The organism is Oscillibacter sp. GMB15532 (assembly GCF_041020825.1).
Classification (GTDB): domain Bacteria; phylum Bacillota; class Clostridia; order Oscillospirales; family Oscillospiraceae; genus Oscillibacter.
On record NZ_JBEVTO010000003.1, the window covers coordinates 40,836 to 58,428 of the forward strand.

The window sequence follows — 17,593 nt, forward strand, 5'->3', positions numbered from 1 at the left end:
GGGAAAATGCTTCCCGAGGGCCGTTTCATAAGCCTGTGACAATCCAGGCTTTTACCAGAGCCTGCACGGCTTGGCAGCTTTTTAGAGTTTGCGGGACAGAAGCTGTTCCAGGCTGAAGAATCCCCAGTGGCGCTGAATCAACTCCATGACCCGATTATACTTCTGAGGAGGCAACCGTACCCAGCGGTTCGGAGACTTGCTTCGTGTCTCTCGCGGCGAACATGTTGGCCACGATGGGGCCCACCACCTGATGAATCACAGTGGCGAGCACACAGGGGAGGATTGCCATGGTTCCGGGGAAGGAGGAGTTGGCCAGCGTACAGGCCAGGCCGCTGTTTTGCAGACCGACCTCCAGAGAGAGGGCACGAACCTTGGCCTCGTTGAAATGAAAGACTTTTGCAATGCCGTAGCCGGCCAGCAGGCCGAGAACGTGGTGAAGCAGCACGGCTACGAAGCTCACGCCCACCACAGCCAGACCGTTCTGGGTGAAGCTGCTCTGGTTTGGACCGACGCACATGCCGATCACCAGAAGGATGCAGACAGTGGAAACCAGCACCAACAGCTTTTTGAGCTGTTCCACCAGCTTACCGATGCAGGCGTGCACGACCAGCCCCAGAAGGATGGGCAGAAGGACAATCACAACGATGGAGAAGAACATGCTCCAGAAATTGACCTCCACCCAACGTCCGGCCAGTGCCAGTGTCAGCGCGGGCGTCAGTGCGGGCGCCAGCAGGGTGGTGCACATGGTGATGGTGATGGACAGCGGCACGTCGCCCCGGGCCAGAAAGGTCATGACGTTGGAGGCGGTTCCGCCCGGGACGCAGCCCAGCAGCACCAGACCGACCGCCAACTCGGCACAGACCTCCGGCCCGCCCACGCCCGTCAGAGTCAGCAGCTTTGCCACCAGCCAGCCGAACCCGGCCATGCACACATACTGACTGCAAATTCCAATCAGCACGTCCCCGGGACGGCGCAGGATCAGGGCGAAATCTTCTGCCCGCAGGGTCATTCCCATACCGAACATGATGACACCCAGCAGCAGATTCACAAGACTGAGTTTGGGGAAATAGGTTCCCATAAACGGCACCCATGCCAGATTGACGCTGACGCTGCCCGCCAGATTTACCCACACGGAGGGAACGATCAGCGCAAACGCCGCCACGGCGACGGCCAGCAGCGCCAGATTTTTATTGAGAAGGTCGGCAGCACGGTTCATCGCTTTCATTGTACTCTCTCCTTTTCGATACGGCGGTTACCGTTCGCCTGCCAGCAGGGCCTTGCCTGCGGCATCAGCGTCCCGCATAGCCTGCATGAATGCCTCTTTCGTGACGGGGTAGGGGGCCTTGGTCCACTCCAGAACGGTTGCAGCCTTGTCCGCGATGGTCTGGAGGTTTTCTTCCGACAAATCAATTTCGCCCAGTGTGACCGGCAGGCCGATGGAGCGGTTGAAGCGCATCACGCGGTCGCGCTCCTCAAGCTGCTTATCATAGGTCAGCAGCGTCAGCACGCCGAAGGCCACAATTTCCCCGTGCAGGTGCTTTCCGCCGGAGGCGGGCACCATAGTGGCCCCGTAATAGACGCAGTGGGCCAGACTGCTGTTGTAATAATACTTTGTGGCGTCGGTGGTCAGGTTGGAAACGATGCCCGTGGACATCACAATGGCCAGGGCAACCTGCTCCAGCTCATAGCCGGGGGTGTTTTGGCGGCACTGCTCCATGGCTGTCGCGCCGTATTCCACCATGGGGTTCGTGCAGGAGTGGGCGAGCTGGGCGCCCAGCAGCGTGGTGTGAAACAGATTCTGCCCCCGGGAGGCCAGCTCCACCTCGCACTCCTTGGACAGCCCGTCACCGATTCCGGCCCACAGCAGGGCCTCCGGCGCCTCGGCGACGATCTTCGTGTTCAGGAAGGTATGCTCCGGACAGCGAGTGGGGTAGAAGTAATCCCGGAAGGTGTCGTCGGCATTGTAAAACACGCCGATGGCAGTGCAGGCCGCGCAGTTGGAGGCAATGGTGGGGAAGGTGAATAAAGGCTTATCCAGATGCTCGGCCACGGCCTTGCAGGTGTCTACTGCACGCCCGCCGCCCACGGCGAACAGCATGTCGGCGGATTTGACGGCATCCAGCGCTTCCAGTGCGGCGGCGTTTTCATAGGTGGCGTTGTCTCCGTACCAGACCGGCTCGGACAATGTGAAGGGCGAGCCACTCAGGGCCTCCTTCAGTGGTTCATAAGCCTTGGAAAGCGCGGTTTTTCCGCCAATCACGGCGGCGGTTTTGCCGAAGCGGCGGACGATGCCGTAAACGTCCTTGTAGCAGTCGGGTCCCACGCTCCATGCGGGCAGGCAGTTTGTGTAGCTCATAGTATTTATCCTCCCAAATTTTACGGGACAAAACAAAAACAGCCTCGTCCCAAAGTTTTACTTTGAGACGAAGCTGTAAATCAACTCCGCGGTACCACTCAAATTGCACGGTGGTGAGACCATGCCACTTTACAGGCTCCATCAAGCCCATGGCACTAACGCAGCCTGCGCGTGCGACTCTACTTACCAAAGTGTTCGGTCGCCGGCTCAGAAGGGATTGCTTGGACGATACCCGGTTACCTGCTTTCAGCACTCGCAGGCTCTCTGTGAACCATCTTTCGTCGGCGTTCTTCGTCATTGCCTTTATTGTTGTTAAGAATAGCAAAATACAATGCGCAAAGTCAATGGTAATATCCACATAATTATTGCGCACGGATATAAAAATAATTATGCAAAACACAACATTGCGGGCAAAAGTGTTCTTTTATCCGGCCCGATCAGTTCCGGTTTGCACCTGCACTCATGCGGATGGAATCGCCGCTCCCTGAACGCTTGAAGGAATCGGCAGTTGACAACTATAACTAAATGTGTTATCATAAAAGCACTCAATATAATTTCTTCGTATTCGCATATTTTGTAGGACATTGTTTTGATGTTCCGCAAAATATGTGAGTTTTGTTTTTATTAGAGCGTAAATTGCTGCACGTCATAGCGTTCAAAGCGGAGCGGCCAAATCGATGGCCGCACGATAAAACTGGATGAATGGGTGAGTTAAAATCAATCTTGTACACGAACAGGTAAATCATCCGAAATTTGGGACCGGGACGATTGTTGCCCAGGATTCGTCAACGATCACGGTTCTGTTTTCGGATGAATACGGAGAAAAAAAGTTTTTCTGTCCCGCCGCATTTAAATCGTTTCTCAGTCTGTGCAGCCCCGCTGCAAAGGATCGAATGAACAATGAACTGAAGCTGACGCAGGCCTTTGCAGAAATAGAGCTGAATAACCGCCTTGCGGAGGAAGAAGAAAAGAAACGCGCCTTGCTGGAACAGAAGGCTGCCTTAAAGAAAAGAGCGCCTGCAAAAAAGAGCCCCAAAAGTCCCTGACCGAACGGGCAGGAATCTTGCAGGCAGGATACTTAATTGATTGAAACGAGGAAATTCATGTCAAACCAAACCTTTTCCCAACTGGCCCTCTCGGCGGAACTGCTGGAAGCGGTGACAGAGATGGGCTTTACGGAAGCCACCGATATTCAGGCGGAGTCCATCCCGCTGATCCGCGCCGGCACCGATATTCTGGCCCGGTCCCAAACCGGCACCGGGAAGACGGTGGCCTTTGGCATTCCCGCTGTGGAATGCATCTCGCCTGATTCCCGGAATGTACAGGTTCTGGTGCTTTCCCCCACCCGGGAGCTGGCGCGCCAGTGCGGCGGGGAAATCCGCAAGCTGGCCCGTCATCTTCCCTATGTAAACGTTGCCGATATCTTTGGCGGCGGAGACTATCGGGGGCAATTCAAAGAATTGCAGTCTGCCAATGTGGTCATTGGTACCCCGGGCCGGATTATGGACCATATGCGCCGGGGCACCCTGAATCTGAGCCATCTGAAAATGGTGATTCTGGACGAGGCCGATGAAATGCTGAACATGGGCTTCCGGGAGGATATTGAGGTCATTTTGCAGGATGTGCCGGAGACCCGGCAGATCGTGTTGTTCTCCGCCACCATTCCGGAGGAGATTCTGACCATTGCCCAGCAGTTTCAGCGGGATCCGGTTCGCGTTGAGATTAACCGGGAGCAGATTACGCTGGAAAACATCCGGCAGGTCTATGTGGAAATCCCCCCGAAGAAGAAGCCCGAAGCGCTGACGCTCCTGCTTCATTATTATCAGCCCTGCCGGGCCATCATTTTCTCCAATACCAAGACCATGGTGGATGAACTGACCGAGCAGCTCAGCGCCGCCGGATTCTCCGTGGAGGGTCTGCACGGGGATATGAAGCAGCTCCAGCGCACCACGGTGATGAACAGCTTCCGTCAGGGCCGCGTCTCCATTCTGGTGGCCACCGACGTGGCTGCCCGGGGAATCGACGTCAGCGACCTTGACTACGTGATCAATTTTGATATTCCGAAGGAACCTGATTCCTATGTCCACCGTATCGGACGGACCGGACGAGCCGGACGGGCCGGCACGGCGGTGACCCTCTGCTGCGGGCGGATGCAGGTGATCCAGTTGCAGCGGCTGGCTGCGCGTACCCGTTCCGGCATTGAGGCGATTTCCCTGCCCAGAGTGTCCGACATTGAGCAGGTCAATCGTGAAAGGACATTGAAAGAGCTGGAGCACGCCATGAAGTCCGAGCCGCTTCCTTTCCATACGGAAGTGGTGGAGGAGCTGATTCGTCGGGGACATGCGCCGGAGCGCATCGCCGTCACGCTGCTGGGCCTCTCTCATCTCCATGACACCAAGGCGCTGAAAGATTTGAGCGTCCCCGCAGCCACGGGAAAAAAGGCCAGAGTTCAGGAGCGCCGCCCCATGTCCGCCTTTGTGGTCAGCGTTGGCTCGGCCAACAGAACGACGGAGCGGCATATCATCGGCGCCGTCACAGAGCGGGCGGGCATCAGCTCCCACGACATCGGCAAGGTGCAGATTTCTGAATCCTTTTCCACCGTGCAGGTTCCCGCCGACCTGCTGGAGGAGGTTATGCGGGCCATGCGGGGATGCAAAATCTGCGGCAAGCCCGTTCATGTCATGCCTGTTCCGGAGCAGCAGATCCGAAAGAAACCTGCGCATTACCCCGCCGCAAAGCCCTGGGCCAAAAAGGCAAAGCACCGCGGCTATGGCGCGTAAATGCGGCGGGCTGATTGATCGCTGCGGGCAACAGAAGCGTAACGACTATCTCAGCTAAAGCACTCTGCATTTTTTAAGGTTTGGGTTTGTATGAGATAAAAGGTCCTCCCCTTTTCGGGGAGGACCTTTTGCTTTTACGTCTCGCTTCGTGGAGGAGATAGATAGTTCCAGTGCTCTTTTAAAGACGCTTTCTGCTAAAAATATAGCGGGATTATTGTCCTGCTGCCTGATCCACATAAATTTGACAGGCGGCCTTGTAACTGATTTGAACGGACTTGCCCTCAAGCTCAAGGGTGAGCGGCCCCTCATAGGCTGCTGCTTCCAGTATGCGGACAGAATTTCCAATTTCAACGCCGCTAGTTTGAAGATAATCCAGAAGCTCCTTTTCTTCCGTCACCCGACGGATATGAGAGGACACGCCCACGGGGAGAAGATTCAGCGGCTGCATGGGAACCGTATCCACCTGCCCGTCGGGATGGGGAATTGCACTGCCGTGGGGACAGTAGGCCGGGAAATTCAAAAAGTTGTCCAGTCGGGAAATCAGGCGCGGAGGAGTGATGTGCTCTAAAAGCTCCGCGTCCTCATGGGCCTCGCTCCAAGAGTAGCCAAGATGGCGCATGAGAAACACCTCCCACAGGCGATGCCCGCGCACCAGCGAAATGGCGGCGGTTACGCCCCCGTCCGTCAGGCGGGAGCCTTTATAGGGCTCATAATGAATCAGCCCTTCTTTTTTCATTTTCCCCAGCATTTCCGTCACCGAGGCAGGCGAAATCTGAAGCGCTTCCGCAATCTGCTTATTGCTCACCAGATTTTTCAGGCCGCCCAGCTTATAAACGGCCTTCAAGTAATCCTCTTTATTCGGCGTCATATCGTTTCCCTCCGCTTTTTGCAATTGCGCTGCATTGTGCCGTTTGAAACCCTATCCTGCAAACAGCTTCACAAGCGTGCCAAACAGCAGGACCAGAGCGATTGCAGTCAATGTTGGAAGCTTACGAAGCAGCAGCCGTTTTATATAAGCGTTCATAGCCCCTCCATCCGTCATTTACATACCCTTTATTTAGGAATGCCTAAATATATTTTAAGTATATGCCAAAACATTACGGTCTGCAAGTGATTTTTTAAAATAATGAGAAACTATCGCCTGCATCTACCATAAAAAAACAGCAGCTCGCCAATTGGCAGGCTGCTATAATACGAAACGATGTATGCGGCGGACTGCGCCGCCCATTGGGTGAAAGGCGCGGGCGTGCTGCAAAATGCACATTCGGCGACCTTACCGCCGCTTAGACAAACAAGCCTTCCAGCCCGAAAACGCTCCGCCGTTTCCATGCAGCGGTTCAATCTGCTTTTTATAGGGCTTTCCCGTTTTGGAAAAACGCTTCATGATTTAAGCGGCGGTACTTGCCTTTTCGGCGCCTGGGAAGATATGCACATCTGATTACGTGATCTGCCGCCAATTGTAAACAATTTGCGTCTTTTGTCACGGAGGACTTGCTTTCCAGAAATATGTAGGTTATAATCACATTACGCCAGTTAGTAATAACTAACCTAAATTCATTCAGGAGGTTTAAATATGTACACACAATATAAGCTGCCCTATGCCTATGACGCCTTGGAGCCGCACATCGATGCGCTGACCATGGAAACTCATTATTCCAAACATCATGCTGCATATACAAAAAACCTCAACGACGCGGTGGCAAAGGCCGGCGTCAATAAGGAAATTGAAGAGCTGCTTCGCTCTCTGGGGGACATTGAGGACCCCGCTGTTCGGCAGGCCATCCGCAACAATGGCGGAGGGTTTTATAACCACAATCTTTATTTCTCCACCATGGGGCCCGACGGCGGGAAGGAACCCACGGGAGCTTTTTCAAAGCTGCTGGAGCAGGAATTTGGAAGCGTTTCCGCCTTTCAGGATAAGCTTGGAGCATTGGCCGCAGGCCAGTTTGGGTCCGGCTGGGCATGGCTGTCCGCCAATCGCGACGGAAAGCTGGCGCTTTCCTCCAGCCCGAATCAGGACAACCCCCTCATGGAGGGAATGGGCTATGTCCCCATTCTGGGTATTGACGTGTGGGAGCACGCGTATTACCTCAAGTATAAAAACCTGCGGGCCGACTATGTGAAGGCGTTTTACAACGTTGTTCGCTGGGATACGGTGGCGGAAAACTACGAGCGGGTAAAGCGGGGAGAATAACCGTCCCCGCTGCCTTGCAAGCGATAAAAAAATAATAAGGAGGAGTGCTTTATGAGCGCAAATTTGTATGAAAAAATGAACGTATACCTTGCCAATCAGGAGGTAGCCTATATCAAGCTGCACAATCTGCATTGGTATGTAAAAGGGCGGAGCTTCTTCACCCTCCACACCAAGCTGGAGGGGCTTTACGACCAGACCGCGGTCATCATCGACGAGGTGGCCGAGCGGCTGCTGGCTCTTGGGCAATCCCCGGTGGCCAGCCTGAAAAAGGCACTGACCATGACCACCATTAAGGAGCGGGAGGACGTGCCTGTTTCCTCGGAGGACACCATGCGGAGCCTTATGTCCGACGTGGAATACTGGATTCGGGACACGAAGGAGATTGCCCAGCTGGCGGACGAGGCGGGCGACGGCGCCACGGCTGATCAGTTTAATGGCTATTTAAGCGAATACCAGAAGCTTTTGTGGATGCTCCAGTCTTATCTGGGATAGTCGGGTTTCTCCATACGGGCAGAAAATACGGAAAACAGTACGGCCTCAATGGCCGTACTGTTTTCTTGTGTCAGCAGGGCAGACTGTTCCCGACGTACATAAAAATTTCTTAAAACGTTGTAAAAACAACGTAGATAATTACCCCGCCGTGGTATACTTCAGGTATAAAAAGCAGATACAAGCGAGGAGCGGACAAAACCGTACAGACCTGAAAGGAAGGCTTTTATGGCAAACTATTTTAAAGTAACGGACAGCATTTACGATATTACGGAGAAATACCCCGAGCTGATTGCCTTTTTGGGGGCCAACGGCTTTGAGCCTCTGAAAAACGACATGATGAGAAAGACCTTGGGCAAAACCATTTCCCTGGAGACAGCCCTGCGCAGCAAAAAGATCAATGTGGAGCTGTTTGTAAAAAAGCTGGAGGACGCAATTGAGCAAAGCCAGTACAGCGTTTCCACGGGACTTACCCAGATGAAAAAGGAAACCGGGGCCGATGTGCGCATTGAGGGCGTGCTGCCCTGTCCCATCCGGATTCCTTTGCTGGAGCGGTTTGAAGGTTGGTTCAACGAAAAGAAGGACAGCTTCGGCTTTGATGTGGATTACAGCTTGCAGGCCGCCAGCATGGGCCTTGATCACATCAAGGCGCGGGTGCTGGAGGCGGGCGGAAAGCCCGAAGGACTGTCCGATCTGTATCTGTCGGCGGGCTTCGATTTGTTTTTCGACCAGACGTTGATGGGGCAGTATCGGGATGCGGGCGTGTTTGAGGAGATTTCCGGCGTGGAACATTTGAACCCGGATTTTGAAAACGAGCGCCTGAGCCTGAAGGATCCGAAGGGGCAGTATGCCATCATCGGCGTGGTTCCCGCTATTTTCATGGTAAACACCGCCGCGCTGGGGGACCGGCCCTGCCCGGAGAGTTGGTCGGACCTGCTCCGCCCGGAATTTGAAAACAGCGTGTCTCTTCCCACCCGGGACTTGGATTTGTTCAACGCGCTGCTGCTGCACATTTATCGCTATTACGGCGAGGAGGGCGTGACCAAGCTGGGCCGGGCCATGCTGCGCAGCATGCATCCCGCTCAGATGGTGAAATCCCACATTAAACGCGGAGAGAACGCCGTTCCCGCCGTGACCATTGCCCCCTATTTCTTCACCCAGATGCTGGACGCCAAGGGTCCCATGATTCCCGTGTGGCCCAAGGACGGCGCAATTGTCAGCCCCATTTTCCTTCTGGCAAAAGGCGCCTCCAAGGAAAAGGTAAAGCCCTTTGTGGACTTTCTGTTCTCCAAGGAGGTGGGCGAAGTCTTTACCTCCGGGGGTAAATTCCCCTCCACCAATCCGCTGGTGGAAAATGGTCTGCGTCCCGATCAGCACTTTATGTGGCTGGGATGGGACTATATCCACCAGCATGACATCGGGCAGCTGATCAAAACCACGGAGGAGCTGTTTTTCCGGGCATATGAGGAGGAATGAATATGAATCTGACGATTTTTTCCGGCCCTCCCTCGTCGGGCAAGACCTCGGTCATTTTGAAAACCATTGCGTCCCTGCAAAACCGGGGCATCCGGGTGGGCGTGGTGAAGTTTGACTGTCTGTATACCGACGACGACGTGGCCTATGAAAAGGCGGGCGTACCCGTGAAAAAAGGGCTTTCCGGTGCGCTGTGCCCCGACCACTTTTTTGCTTCCAACATTGAGGAAATCGTCCGTTGGGGAAATCACGCGGGGCTGGACTTGCTCATCAGCGAATCCGCCGGCCTGTGCAACCGCTGCTCGCCCTATATTAAAGACATCAAAGGCGTGTGCGTCATTGATAATCTTTCCGGCATCAACACGCCGAAAAAAATCGGTCCCATGCTGAAATCCGCCGATCTGGTGGTTATCACCAAGGGGGACATCGTCTCTCAGGCGGAGCGGGAGGTGTTTGCCTCCCGGGTCAGCTCGGTGAATCCAAAGGCCGTCACCATGCATGTCAACGGACTGACAGGCCAGGGGGCCTACGAATTGGGAACTCTGATTTATGACGCGTCCCAGCGGGTGGACTCGGTGCAAGGGATGCAGCTACGCTTTCCCATGCCTGCGGCGCTTTGCTCCTACTGTCTGGGTGAAACCCGCATCGGAGAGGCGTTCCAGATGGGCAACGTGAAGAAAATGGACTTGGGGGTGGACAGCGAATGACGGATATGAGCATCGCCCGCCTGCTGGCGGAGTACCCTTACGCAGCGGCGTATTTCGAGCAGAACAAGCTGGATGTTTCCGGTTATGAGGAGCTGACCTTTCCCCAGTATTTAGAGCATTTCACGCAGGACGAGCTGGAGGATCTGGCCATTGATCGGGAAAAGCTCCTGTCCGACCTTGAGGTGTTTATTGCCCAGATGCAGGAATTTCTGGGGCTGGGGGCGTCCAATCAGGTGCGCTCCCTGACCATCCTTCCCGGGCATGACAAGTCCGGCGGGGCGGAGGGCTTTGCGCAGTTCACGGTCCATGCGTCCGAAATCGTCTCCATTGTCGGCCCTACGGGCTCAGGGAAAAGCCGCCTGCTGGCGGATATTGAATGGGCGGCACAGAACGATACGCCCACCGGGCGCAGTATTCTCATCAATGAGGAGGTTCCCGACAACAAGTGGCGGTTTTCCTCCAACAACAAGCTGGTGGCCCAGCTCTCCCAGAACATGAATTTCGTGATGGACTTGACCGTGCGGGAATTTTTGGAGCTTCACGCCCAAAGCCGCCTGCGGGAAGACCCGGACGCGGTGATTGACCGCATTATTGAAGAGGCAAACAAGCTTGCGGGAGAACAGTTCCGCATGGACACCCCTGTGACCAGCCTTTCCGGGGGACAGTCCCGGGCGCTGATGATTGCGGATACCGCCATTTTAAGCTCCTCGCCCATCGTACTGATCGATGAGATTGAAAACGCGGGCATTGACCGGAAAAAAGCACTGGAGCTATTGGTGGCCGAGGATAAAATTGTGCTGATGGCCACCCATGACCCGCTGCTGGCCCTGATTGCCGACAAGCGGATTGTCATTAAAAACGGCGGCATCAGCAAGGTGATTGAAACCAGTCCCGAGGAAAAAGCCCTGCTGGAGGAGCTTGAAAAAATGGACGCGGTGGTCCAGCGTGCGCGGCACAGGCTGCGGAGCGGAAGCGCGCTTTCCGCCGCGGACTTAGACCGGGAAAACCTAAAAGTTTAAAACCATTGATATAGAGCGCTTGCGTCAAATTTTTTAATAGTATGGAAAATTCCCCTCCGGCTGAATGATTGGTCCATTCGCCGAAGGGGAATTTTTAATTCGGATATTAAAAGCCCATTACTCATCCAGTTCCCATGCAAAGGGGTCCGGCAGGGTCTGCCAGTCGGTTTGCATTTCCGCGTCCGTCAGCAGGCAGTCGTCAAGCTCTTTCACAATTTCATCCCGGTTCAGATGGATGCCGATAAAGACAAGCTGGTTGCGCCGGTCGCCGTATTCGGCGTCCCACTTTTTGGAAAGCTCCGGTTCGTCCTTCAGATATTCCGCCCGGTCCTCCTCCGACATGGCTGCGGCCCAGTAGTCCACGGGGGATATTTCGATGTTTCTGCCCGCCTGCTCCATCAGGATCACCACATCGTTGTGGTTTGGCAGCCACATAAATCCTTTGGCCCGCACCACGGACTCGGGGTATCGTTCCATCAGAAAATCGTTGATGCGCTGGGGGTGAAAGGGGCGGACCCGCTCGTACACAAACGAGGTAATGCCAAATTCCTCCGTCTCGGGGGTGTGGGATTCGCGGTTAAGCTCCTTCAGCCAACCCGCGGAGTCGTAAGCCCGCTCAAAATCAAAGCGCTTGGTATTTAGAATCTCAGAGGGAGGGACCACACCCCGCACGGAGCGGAGCAGCTTTGCCTCGGGCTGGAGCGTCCGTAGTACGGCCTCCACTTGGGCCACCTCCTCGGGGGAGAGAAGGTCGCACTTGTTCAGCAGGATTACATTGCAAAACTCGATCTGGGAGATCAGAAGGTCGGTGATATCCTCTTCTTCGCTGTCCTCCGCATCCTGGCGGGCTATGAGGGCCTCTCCCTGTCCGAAATCCGACCAGAACCGGTGGGCGTCCACCACGGTTACCATGGTGTCCAGCCGTGTTTTCTCCGCCAGATCCACACCCTGACTTTCGTCATAGCACACGAACGTCATGGCGATGGGGATTGGCTCGCTGATACCGGAGGCTTCAATGAGGATGTAGTCAATGGTTTCAAGGGCGGAAAGTCGGTCCACCTCCTTGAGCAGGTCGCCCCGCAGGGTGCAGCAGATGCAGCCGTTCTGCATCTGCACCAGCTCCTCCTGCGCGCGGCTGAAGCCGCCCTGCTTTACCAGCTCCGCGTCAATGTTTACCTCGCTCATGTCGTTGACAATCACAGCAATTTTATAGCCGTGGTCACTGTTTAAAAGATAGTTGAGCAGGGTGGTCTTCCCTGACCCAAGATAGCCGCACAGGACGGTTACGGGGATTCTCTTTTGCATAGGAGTTCCTTTCCAATTTCAATGAACGTGTGGGCGATGGGTTGACGGCCCCGCTCATTCTGATAAAAAATGCCGCTCAGCGGGGTCTGCAATTTCTGCAATAGCCGAATACTTCCAGATTATGCCCCACGATCTGGAAGTCCTCTTCCGCAAGCATCGGCGTGAAATTCTCCATGGGGCAGTTGCCCATGGGGATAATTCTGCGGCACTTCATGCACACGGCGTAATGCTTATGCTGAAAGCGGTTCAGCTCATACACCGCCATTTCATTGTTCAGCACAGCGGTTTTAAGGGCCACGCCCTTTTCAACAAAAAGCTCCAGCACCCGATAAACGGTGGACATCCAAACAGTGTCCCCGTCCAGTTGAATTTTGGAGAAAATTTCCGCGGCGCTCAATGGCCTGTCGGAGCTTTCCAGCACTGCGAGGACGCTTTCCCGCTGCCGCGTTCGCTTCATGCCCGACTGCCATACAGTTTTGGTTTCTTTCACGGGATTCACCTCGTTACTTTTTTAAAAGGGGATTGGGGTCGATGATGTTCGGAGTACGCGGGGTGGAGGATTGCCCTTGCATGTAAATGCAAATGCAACTCATTTGCATTTGCGCCAATTATATACACGGAACTACTAAAAGTCAAGTCCTTAGTGGTTGCGTTCCGTGATAATCCACGCCCCGTGCGGAAAAGGGGCGCTGTTATAACCCTGACAGGGAACCCAACAGCAAACGAGGTGCTTACCATAAGGAAAGCCGTCCTATCCGGTTCTGTCAAATTTTCAGGAGGGGGTTTCTGTGTACTTTGTGCAAAAATCCAAATTATTTTTTGGCGTCTTGACAGAGAGGGATTTGATGCTATGATATCAGATAGCCAATTATAGAGGTATTACCTTTATTCTCGGTGATTTTGGCAAAACGGGGATAAAGGAGAAGGAGAACGGGATGGAAGCAAAGATGGACGCGAGGACGGCGCGGGTCAAAATCTGGGAGGATCTTTTGAAGGTGGCAAAGCCGGACTCCAAGTTTAGCTGGGAGTTTTCAGAGTTTATTTGTGATTACGAGGGCAGCGAGCAGGGAACCGCGCTGCTGACGACAACGGAAATGTACAAAAACGCGGAGGTTATTTTCATTACCCCCGACAATAATTTAGAGACGCTGCGTGAACAGGCGTTTCGGGATCAAAAAACCGTGGTCATGACCAATTATGGCATTACCCGCGGTTTTTTTATGATTGCCCCCGGCCAGATTCCCGAGGGAAAGGAGGAGGTCGCCTCCCTGCTTGACGGCGTATCCCGCTACTGGAAGCACCAGACGCTGGAGCAGCTGGCGAAGAGCGTGGGCCACATCGACATGATGGTCACCGGGGCCTCCGCCATCACGCCCAGCGGCATCCGCTTCGGCAAGGGACATGGCTACTTCGATCTGGAGTGGGCCATGCTGTCCTCCTGCGGAATGGCTGATGCGTCCACCGTGATTATCGGCGCGGGCCATGACTGCCAGGTGGCGGACGTGGATGTGACCGTGGAGGAATACGACACGGCAATTGATTACATCGTGACCCCCACCCGGATTCTTGAAACCCGCCACGAGTTTCCCCGGCCCGGCAAGGGCATCATCTGGTGCCGTCTCGCCCCCGGAATGCGGGAGCAGATTCCCCCGGTACAGGAGCTGTGGTGCCGGACCCACTGCAAATAAGAAGTCGCTATGAAAGAGCTTGAAAGCAGGCTTTTGGAGCTGCGAGGCATCTCGAAATACTTTGGCGCGACGGCGGCTAACGACTCCATCGACCTGCATCTAAACAGCGGAGAGGTGCTGGCCCTGCTGGGGGAAAACGGCGCGGGGAAAAGCACCCTCATGAACATTATCTTCGGCATGTATCATCCCGACGCGGGCCGCATCCTGCTTCGCGGCAAAGAGGTGAAAATCTCCGGCCCGGAGGACGCTATGCGCAACGGCGTCGGCATGGTGCACCAGCATTTCATGCTGGTGGGCCGGTTTGATGCGGTGCAGAATGTGTGCCTGATGGACGGGACGGCCTCTTTGACCGTGTGGAACCGGAAAAAGGTGCGCGCGGAGCTTGAAAAGCTGAAGGAGCAGTATCACATCGAGGTGGAGCTGGACTGTCCCGTGGAGCGGTTGAGCATCAGCATGCAGCAGAAAATCGAAATTCTAAAGCTGCTGTACACCGGCGCGGAAATCTTGATTCTGGACGAGCCTACCGCTGTGCTGCTGCCGCAGGAGTGCGAAGCGCTGTTTGAAATGATTCGGGAGATGGCGGCGCAGGGCAAGGGCGTCATTTTTATCAGCCATAAGCTGGGGGAAGTGCTGCGGGTCAGCCACCGGATCAGCGTCCTGTCCCACGGAAAGGTCACGGGAGAGGTGGCAACGGCGCAGGCCGATCAGGCACTTATTCTGCGAATGATGTCCGGCGACGACCTGCCGGACCTTGGCAGCTATGTAAAAAAGCCCGCCGGGGAGCGGGTGTGCCTTTCCTGTGAACAGCTGGAAGGGGTTGACGATCGCGGGGTGAAAACCCTGAACGGCGTGGACCTGACGGTGCACTGCGGGGAAATCGTGGGCGTGGCCGGCGTGGAGGGAAACGGACAGGACGAGCTTGCCGAGGTCCTTGCCGGTGTGCGGCCCGCTTTTTCGGGGGAAATACAGGTGGACGGGAAGCTGCTAAATTCCGCAAAGGCGGGGCGCTTTATCGAAAGCGGCGTGGGCTATATCCCCTCCGACCGGAATACGGTGGGCACCGTTCCGAATTTTCCCCTCCGGGAAAACTGGCTGCTGCGCAACCGGAATTGGCCCAAGCGGCACGGGCTGACGGACCTTCGCGCGGCGGCGGGGCAGGCATCCCGGGCCATGGAGGAGTTTGACGTGCGGGGGGCGGACTGCATGACCCGCAGTGCCAACCTCTCCGGCGGCAATCTTCAAAAATTTATTCTCGCCAGGGAGCTGGGGGGCGCGCCCAAGGCGCTTGTGTGCTCCTACCCCACCCGGGGACTGGATATGAAGGCGGCGTGGTTTGTGCGCAGCCAATTGACCCGGGCCAAGGAAGCGGGCGTTGGCATTGTGCTGTTTTCCGGCGACTTGGACGAGCTGTTCGCTCTTTCCGACCGAATTGTGGTGCTGTACCGGGGCCGCGTGGTGGGGCAGTGCCGACCGGAGGAAACCACGCCGCAGGATATCATTCTGATGATGATGGGAGGACAGGCATGAATAGAATATCCTCCCTTGCGGCTTCCGTGGGCGGTCTTGCCGGAAAGAGACAGGGCGGCGTCAGCAGGCTGCTGCTGCTTCCGGCGTCTGTGGCGGCGGCGATGCTGGTTGGCTCCGTGTTTATTCTGGCGGTGGGGGCAAATCCGCTGGAGGCCTATTATTACATGCTGATCCGTCCGTTAACCTCCGTCACGGCGCTGGGCGAGGTGTCTATGTACTTCACGCCGCTGCTGCTGGTGGGAATCGGCGTGTCCTTTGCCTTTCATGCAAAGCTCAGCAATCTGGGCGGAGAGGGGCAGATGCTCTTCGGCGCGCTGGGCATGACCTTGATGGGCATCCCCCCCGTGGGAGGCGCGTTGGGGATCTGGTCCCTCCCGGCGGGAATTTTGCTGGGCGTGGCGCTGGGTGCGGGCTGGGCGGCGATTGCCGGATACTTTAAATTTAAGTTTCACGCCAGTGAAATTATCATTACCCTGATGCTTAATTATGTGGCCCGGCAGATTATCAGCTATCTGGTGTTTTACCCGCTGCGCAGCGGCGCCGAGCCCCAGTCCGCCAAGCTGGCGGCGGCTCTGCCCAAGCTGTGGGCCACCTCCCGGCTGAACTGGGGGGTGCTGATCGCGCTGGTGCTGACGGTGGTTTACGGCGTGATTGTGCGGCGCACCGCCTTTGGTTATCGTCTGCGGGCGCTGGGCGACAGTGAAAAAGCCGCTGTTTACGGCGGCGTGCCTAAGGATCGGTATTACTTTCTTGCCATGGTGCTCAGCGGCGCGCTGTGCGGCCTTGCGGGCGCACTGCAAGTCAGCGGCAACACCATGCGGCTGATGGAGGGTGTGGCGGGGGACTTCGGCTTCGGCGGCATCGTGGTGGCCATGCTGGGCGGGCTTCATCCGCTGGGTATCGCTGCTGCCGCGCTGTTTATGGCGCTGCTATCGGCGGGCTCTGTGACCATGCAGGTGAAAACCGGGATTCCAACCTCGTTTACCAGCGTATTGGAGGCCCTCATCGTGCTGTTTGTCCTGCTGGGAATGGCTGTGGGCGGAATGAAGCTTGGACGGAAGGGGGACAGAAGCTGATGGATGCATCCAGTGTTTTCAACGCCGGGTTTCTCGCGGCGCTGTTCGCCTCCGGCGTGCGGCAGAGTGTCCCCTTGATTTACGGCTCCGTGGGGGATACTCTGTCGGAGAAATCCGGGGTTATGGGCATCTGCATCGAGGGCGAAATGCTTTTTGGCGCGTTTTTCTCCTATCTGTTTGCCCTGCGTACCGGCAGCTTGTGGGCGGGCGTTCTGATGGGCGCAGCGGCGGGAATGCTCAGCAGCGTCATCGTGGCGGTGTGGTCCGTGCTGCTTCGGCAGGACCAGGCGATTGTGGGCATCATGTTCAATATTTTTGCCATGGGCTTCACCAATTTTTTAAACCGCCTGATTTTCGGTACTTCCAATGCCAATATTTCCGTGGAGACGTTTTCGCACATTCCAATTCCGGGCCTGAGCAGGCTGCCGTTTGTAGGGGACGTTTTCTTTAATCAGGATATTTTGACCTATCTGTCTGTTTTGTTAGCGGCGGTGGTGTACTTTGTCCTTGCGAAAACGAAGCTGGGCCTTCGGCTGGCGGCTGCTGGGGAGAATCCCAAGGCGGCGCAGGCCTGCGGCATCCGGGTTGCCCGGTTTCGGTTTCTCTCATACATGTTCTGCGGGTTTTCCGCCGGGGTGGCTGGGGCCTCGCTGACGCTGAGCTCCGTCGGCACGTTTACGGAGGCCATTTCGGCGGGCCGGGGCTTCATCTGCCTTGCAATCGTGATTCTGGCTCGCTGGAACCCGCTGATGGCGGTGGTCGCCGCCTTCGGCTTTGGCTCCATTCAGGCTTTGCAAATCCGTTTGCAGGTGCTGGGTTCGTCTCTGCCCTATCAATTTTTTGTGGCCCTGCCTTACCTGATTACCGTGCTGGTGCTGGTTCTGGCAGGCCGGAATATCAGAGCGCCGCGAGAGTTGGGCATACCCTTTGAACGGGAACGCCGCTGACGTACAAATCCTCGCTTCCAAAGGAAGATACG

General features: G+C 55.8%; 16 protein-coding genes. 11 read left to right on the forward strand and 5 right to left on the reverse strand.

The window, feature by feature from the left end; translation table 11 throughout:
* Positions 1–154 precede the first annotated feature (154 nt).
* Together ABVS15_RS04545 and ABVS15_RS04550 are read right to left on the reverse strand one after the other, a co-directional pair.
* Positions 155–1,225, reverse strand: coding sequence for a bile acid:sodium symporter family protein (locus tag ABVS15_RS04545; protein ID WP_369282572.1), 1,071 nt, complete (start codon positions 1,223–1,225; stop codon positions 155–157).
* A 27-nt stretch (positions 1,226–1,252) separates the two neighbouring features.
* Complete coding sequence (locus ABVS15_RS04550) at positions 1,253–2,356, reverse strand: iron-containing alcohol dehydrogenase family protein (RefSeq protein ID WP_369282573.1); 1,104 nt, start codon at positions 2,354–2,356, stop codon at positions 1,253–1,255.
* Between the two features lie 893 nt (positions 2,357–3,249).
* On the opposite strand from ABVS15_RS04550, the gene ABVS15_RS04555 reads away from it, so the two are divergent.
* Positions 3,250–3,402, forward strand: a complete 153-nt coding sequence (locus ABVS15_RS04555) for a hypothetical protein (protein WP_369282574.1) — start codon at positions 3,250–3,252, stop codon at positions 3,400–3,402.
* Between the two features lie 57 nt (positions 3,403–3,459).
* Positions 3,460–5,136, forward strand: a complete 1,677-nt coding sequence (locus ABVS15_RS04560; RefSeq protein ID WP_369282575.1) for a DEAD/DEAH box helicase — start codon at positions 3,460–3,462, stop codon at positions 5,134–5,136.
* Between the two features lie 211 nt (positions 5,137–5,347).
* Here the strand turns inward: ABVS15_RS04560 and ABVS15_RS04565 are convergent, their stop codons facing one another.
* Positions 5,348–6,004 (reverse strand): metal-dependent transcriptional regulator, encoded by a 657-nt coding sequence (locus ABVS15_RS04565; RefSeq protein WP_369282576.1) that lies wholly within the window; start codon positions 6,002–6,004, stop codon positions 5,348–5,350.
* A gap of 705 nt (positions 6,005–6,709) precedes the next feature.
* Here ABVS15_RS04565 and ABVS15_RS04570 point away from each other — a divergent pair.
* The 5 genes from ABVS15_RS04570 to ABVS15_RS04590 all read left to right on the forward strand — a co-directional run bounded on the left by ABVS15_RS04570 (position 6,710) and on the right by ABVS15_RS04590 (position 11,018).
* Positions 6,710–7,330, forward strand: coding sequence for a superoxide dismutase (locus ABVS15_RS04570; protein WP_369282577.1), 621 nt, complete (start codon positions 6,710–6,712; stop codon positions 7,328–7,330).
* A 51-nt stretch (positions 7,331–7,381) separates the two neighbouring features.
* A complete protein-coding gene (locus ABVS15_RS04575) occupies positions 7,382–7,822 on the forward strand; it encodes a Dps family protein (protein ID WP_293007503.1) in 441 nt (146 codons plus the stop codon).
* Between the two features lie 225 nt (positions 7,823–8,047).
* Positions 8,048–9,295, forward strand: coding sequence for an ABC transporter substrate-binding protein (locus tag ABVS15_RS04580; protein WP_369282578.1), 1,248 nt, complete (start codon positions 8,048–8,050; stop codon positions 9,293–9,295).
* Positions 9,296–9,297: 2 nt separating this feature from the next.
* Positions 9,298–9,999 carry a GTP-binding protein gene (locus tag ABVS15_RS04585; RefSeq protein WP_369282579.1) on the forward strand — a complete coding sequence of 234 codons (702 nt, stop codon included), beginning with the start codon at positions 9,298–9,300 and terminating at the stop codon, positions 9,997–9,999.
* Positions 9,996–11,018 (forward strand): ATP-binding cassette domain-containing protein, encoded by a 1,023-nt coding sequence (locus ABVS15_RS04590; RefSeq protein ID WP_369282580.1) that lies wholly within the window; start codon positions 9,996–9,998, stop codon positions 11,016–11,018. The genes ABVS15_RS04585 and ABVS15_RS04590 overlap by 4 nt, the downstream gene beginning before the upstream one ends.
* Positions 11,019–11,135: 117 nt before the next feature.
* Here ABVS15_RS04590 and ABVS15_RS04595 read toward each other — a convergent pair whose 3' ends face one another.
* Both ABVS15_RS04595 and ABVS15_RS04600 read right to left on the reverse strand, forming a co-directional pair.
* The gene (locus ABVS15_RS04595) at positions 11,136–12,323 is read right to left on the reverse strand and encodes a GTP-binding protein (RefSeq protein WP_369282581.1); all 1,188 of its coding nucleotides are present in this window, start codon (positions 12,321–12,323) and stop codon (positions 11,136–11,138) included.
* Positions 12,324–12,399: 76 nt separating this feature from the next.
* Positions 12,400–12,813 carry a Fur family transcriptional regulator gene (locus tag ABVS15_RS04600; protein WP_369282582.1) on the reverse strand — a complete coding sequence of 138 codons (414 nt, stop codon included), beginning with the start codon at positions 12,811–12,813 and terminating at the stop codon, positions 12,400–12,402.
* A gap of 445 nt (positions 12,814–13,258) precedes the next feature.
* Between ABVS15_RS04600 and ABVS15_RS04605 the strand changes: the two genes are divergently transcribed.
* Genes ABVS15_RS04605 through ABVS15_RS04620 form a run of 4 tightly spaced genes read left to right on the forward strand, consistent with a single transcriptional unit; the run spans position 13,259 to position 17,561 of the window.
* A complete protein-coding gene (locus ABVS15_RS04605; protein ID WP_369282583.1) occupies positions 13,259–14,011 on the forward strand; it encodes a 5-formyltetrahydrofolate cyclo-ligase in 753 nt (250 codons plus the stop codon).
* A 9-nt stretch (positions 14,012–14,020) separates the two neighbouring features.
* Positions 14,021–15,538: an ABC transporter ATP-binding protein gene (locus ABVS15_RS04610; protein WP_369282584.1), complete on the forward strand. Its 1,518-nt coding sequence runs from the start codon at positions 14,021–14,023 to the stop codon at positions 15,536–15,538.
* Positions 15,535–16,614 (forward strand): ABC transporter permease, encoded by a 1,080-nt coding sequence (locus ABVS15_RS04615; protein ID WP_369282585.1) that lies wholly within the window; start codon positions 15,535–15,537, stop codon positions 16,612–16,614. The genes ABVS15_RS04610 and ABVS15_RS04615 overlap by 4 nt, the downstream gene beginning before the upstream one ends.
* Positions 16,614–17,561 carry an ABC transporter permease gene (locus tag ABVS15_RS04620; protein ID WP_369282586.1) on the forward strand — a complete coding sequence of 316 codons (948 nt, stop codon included), beginning with the start codon at positions 16,614–16,616 and terminating at the stop codon, positions 17,559–17,561. Before ABVS15_RS04615 ends, ABVS15_RS04620 begins: the two co-directional genes overlap by 1 nt.
* Positions 17,562–17,593 lie beyond the last annotated feature (32 nt).

Coding starts and splice junctions, on each gene's coding strand:
- ABVS15_RS04615 (WP_369282585.1), top strand. CDS start 15,535: ATGAATAGAATATCCTCCCTTGCGGCTTCCGTGGGCGGTCTTGCCGGA.
- ABVS15_RS04595 (WP_369282581.1), bottom strand. CDS start 12,323: ATGCAAAAGAGAATCCCCGTAACCGTCCTGTGCGGCTATCTTGGGTCA.
- ABVS15_RS04580 (WP_369282578.1), top strand. CDS start 8,048: ATGGCAAACTATTTTAAAGTAACGGACAGCATTTACGATATTACGGAG.
- ABVS15_RS04605 (WP_369282583.1), top strand. CDS start 13,259: ATGGAAGCAAAGATGGACGCGAGGACGGCGCGGGTCAAAATCTGGGAG.
- ABVS15_RS04565 (WP_369282576.1), bottom strand. CDS start 6,004: ATGACGCCGAATAAAGAGGATTACTTGAAGGCCGTTTATAAGCTGGGC.
- ABVS15_RS04610 (WP_369282584.1), top strand. CDS start 14,021: ATGAAAGAGCTTGAAAGCAGGCTTTTGGAGCTGCGAGGCATCTCGAAA.
- ABVS15_RS04620 (WP_369282586.1), top strand. CDS start 16,614: ATGGATGCATCCAGTGTTTTCAACGCCGGGTTTCTCGCGGCGCTGTTC.
- ABVS15_RS04585 (WP_369282579.1), top strand. CDS start 9,298: ATGAATCTGACGATTTTTTCCGGCCCTCCCTCGTCGGGCAAGACCTCG.
- ABVS15_RS04555 (WP_369282574.1), top strand. CDS start 3,250: ATGAACAATGAACTGAAGCTGACGCAGGCCTTTGCAGAAATAGAGCTG.
- ABVS15_RS04550 (WP_369282573.1), bottom strand. CDS start 2,356: ATGAGCTACACAAACTGCCTGCCCGCATGGAGCGTGGGACCCGACTGC.
- ABVS15_RS04575 (WP_293007503.1), top strand. CDS start 7,382: ATGAGCGCAAATTTGTATGAAAAAATGAACGTATACCTTGCCAATCAG.
- ABVS15_RS04545 (WP_369282572.1), bottom strand. CDS start 1,225: ATGAAAGCGATGAACCGTGCTGCCGACCTTCTCAATAAAAATCTGGCG.
- ABVS15_RS04560 (WP_369282575.1), top strand. CDS start 3,460: ATGTCAAACCAAACCTTTTCCCAACTGGCCCTCTCGGCGGAACTGCTG.
- ABVS15_RS04570 (WP_369282577.1), top strand. CDS start 6,710: ATGTACACACAATATAAGCTGCCCTATGCCTATGACGCCTTGGAGCCG.
- ABVS15_RS04590 (WP_369282580.1), top strand. CDS start 9,996: ATGACGGATATGAGCATCGCCCGCCTGCTGGCGGAGTACCCTTACGCA.